We start from the raw sequence: 3,456 nt of genomic DNA on the forward strand, positions 1-3,456 counted from the left end.
TCGTGTCTTTGCGAACACGACCCGCGGTATGGAGCCCGTATTCTGGGAACCACAAAGTGGACGCAAGCAATCTCTGACCACTCCTACCAGCCTTTACAACGGTATGAGTGTAGTGATTATCAAGTTATCGGCTTATTAGTACCGGTCAGCTCCGACAGTCTTTAGTCCTGTCTTCCACATCCGGCCTATCAACCCAGTCGTCTGGCTGGGAGCCTCTCCCCCGAAGGGATGGAAATCTCATCTCGAAGCCGGCTTCCCGCTTAGATGCTTTCAGCGGTTATCCGTTCCGAACGTAGCTAATCAGCGGTGCTCCTGGCGGAACAACTGACACACCAGAGGTTCGTCCATCCCGGTCCTCTCGTACTAGGGATAGATCTTCTCAAATTTCCTGCGCGCGCAGCGGATAGGGACCGAACTGTCTCACGACGTTCTAAACCCAGCTCGCGTACCGCTTTAATGGGCGAACAGCCCAACCCTTGGGACCTACTCCAGCCCCAGGATGCGACGAGCCGACATCGAGGTGCCAAACCATGCCGTCGATATGGACTCTTGGGCAAGATCAGCCTGTTATCCCCGAGGTACCTTTTATCCGTTGAGCGACAGCGCTTCCACAAGCCACTGCCGGATCACTAGTCCCGACTTTCGTCCCTGCTCGACTTGTCAGTCTCACAGTCAAGCTCCCTTGTGCACTTACACTCGACACCTGATTGCCAACCAGGTTGAGGGAACCTTTGGGCGCCTCCGTTACTCTTTAGGAGGCAACCGCCCCAGTTAAACTACCCATCAGGCACTGTCCCTGAACCCGATTAGGGTCCGAAGTTAGATATCCAGAGTGACCAGAGTGGTATTTCAACAATGACTCCACGAACACTAGCGTGCCCGCTTCACAGTCTCCCACCTATCCTACACAAGCCACACCGAACACCAATACCAAACTATAGTAAAGGTCACGGGGTCTTTCCGTCCTGCTGCGCGTAACGAGCATCTTTACTCGTAATGCAATTTCGCCGAGTTCGCGGTTGAGACAGCTGGGAAGTCGTTACGCCATTCGTGCAGGTCGGAACTTACCCGACAAGGAATTTCGCTACCTTAGGATGGTTATAGTTACCACCGCCGTTTACTGGGGCTTAAATTCTCAGCTTCGCCTTGCGGCTAACCGTTCCTCTTAACCTTCCAGCACCGGGCAGGCGTCAGTCCGTATACATCGTCTTGCGACTTAGCACGGACCTGTGTTTTTAGTAAACAGTCGCTTCCCACTGGTCTCTGCGGCCATCGAACGCTCCCGGAGCAAGTCCGTTCACGCCTCAGGCCCCCCTTCTCCCGAAGTTACGGGGGCATTTTGCCGAGTTCCTTAACCACGATTCTCTCGATCTCCTTAGTATTCTCTACCTGACCACCTGAGTCGGTTTGGGGTACGGGCAGCTAGAACCTCGCGTCGATGCTTTTCTTGGCAGCATAGGATCACCGATTTCGACTTGCGTCTACCCATCAGATCTCAGGCTATATGAACGACGGATTTGCCTATCGTTCGCCCTACATCCTTAGACCGGGACAACCATCGCCCGGCTCGGCTACCTTCCTGCGTCACACCTGTTAATACGCTAAACGCACCAGCACGGGGTCGTACGCTAGGCCCAACGCTTCACCCCGAAGGGATCCATCAAAGGGATTCAGATACTTAGCACTACTGGATTGTCTTGGGCGGTTCTTCGCCGGTACGGGAATATCAACCCGTTGTCCATCGACTACGCCTGTCGGCCTCGCCTTAGGTCCCGACTTACCCAGGGAAGATTAGCTTGACCCTGGAACCCTTGGTCTTCCGGAGGACGGGTTTCTCACCCGTCTTTCGCTACTCATGCCTGCATTCTCACTCGTGTGGCGTCCACGGCTGGTTCACACCGCCGCTTCACTCGCCACACGACGCTCTCCTACCCATCAACACGGCTGGACCACGAAGGCCTACCACTAATGTCAATGCCACAACTTCGGTGGCGTGCTTGAGCCCCGTTACATTGTCGGCGCGGAATCACTTGACCAGTGAGCTATTACGCACTCTTTCAAGGGTGGCTGCTTCTAAGCCAACCTCCTGGTTGTCTGTGCAACTCCACATCCTTTCCCACTTAGCACGCGCTTAGGGACCTTAGTTGGTGGTCTGGGTTGTTTCCCTCTCGACTATGAAGCTTATCCCCCACAGTCTCACTGCTGCGCTCTCACTTACCGGCATTCGGAGTTTGGCTGACGTCAGTAAGCTTTTGGGCCCCATCGGCCATCCAGTAGCTCTACCTCCGGCAAGAAACACGCAACGCTGCACCTAAATGCATTTCGGAGAGAACCAGCTATCACGAAGTTTGATTGGCCTTTCACCCCTATCCACAGCTCATCCCCTCCATTTTCAACTGAAGTGGGTTCGGTCCTCCACGACGTCTTACCGTCGCTTCAACCTGGCCATGGATAGATCACTTCGCTTCGGGTCTAGACCCTGCGACTGAATCGCCCTATTCGGACTCGCTTTCGCTACGGCTGCCCCACACGGGTTAACCTCGCCACAGAGCACTAACTCGCAGGCTCATTCTTCAAAAGGCACGCCGTCACCCCAACATGGGAGCTCCGACGGTTTGTAAGCAAACGGTTTCAGGTACTATTTCACTCCCCTCCCGGGGTACTTTTCACCTTTCCCTCACGGTACTTGTCCGCTATCGGTCATCTGGGAGTATTTAGGCTTATCAGGTGGTCCTGACAGATTCACACGGGATTTCTCGGGCCCCGTGCTACTTGGGATACTCTTCACGCCATAACACCATTTCGACTACGGGGCTCGCACCCGCTCTGGCCAGGCATTCAAACCTGTTCGTCTATGATGCGCTGTAACGTTCAGTGCTCGGCAGAACACAACGAAAAGTCCCACAACCCCGACCATGCAACCCCTGCCGGGTATCACACATGATTCGGTTTAGCCTCTTCCGCGTTCGCTCGCCACTACTGACGGAATCACTGTTGTTTTCTCTTCCTGTGGGTACTGAGATGTTTCACTTCCCCACGTTCCCTCTACCCGCCCTATATATTCAGGCGGGAGTCACCAGGTCACCACAAGGGGCCTGGCGGGGTTTCCCCATTCGGAAATCCTCGGATCACAGCTCGTTTATCAGCTCCCCGAGGCTTATCGCAGATTACGACGTCCTTCTTCGGCTCCAGATGCCAAGGCATTCACCGTTTGCTCTTAAAAACTTGAAAATCACATGAGTTTAAGAAACCACAACTCGAAAAGTTGCAGATCCAATGATTTGCAAGAACACAACCCGAAGGCTGCTCCTTGCGAATCTTGTCGACCCGAACAACCCGCAAAGGCTGCCCGAGTCTAAGATGCTCGCGTCCACTGTGTAGTTCTCAAAATACGGGCGGTATCCCTCCCCCACACACCCAGGCGTGGAAAAAGGATCCAGGAGAGTCGAGATCCAG

Annotated in this window: 1 rRNA gene; it reads right to left on the reverse strand. The window is 54.3% G+C overall.

The features are described 5' to 3' along the window. Nucleotides 1-115: 115 nt before the first annotated feature. Nucleotides 116-3,231 (reverse strand): 23S ribosomal RNA (locus EDF45_RS20925). Between the last annotated feature and the right edge of the window lie 225 nt (nucleotides 3,232-3,456).

This window comes from Rathayibacter sp. PhB186 (assembly GCF_003751825.1).
GTDB classification, from domain to species: Bacteria; Actinomycetota; Actinomycetes; order Actinomycetales; family Microbacteriaceae; genus Rathayibacter; species Rathayibacter festucae.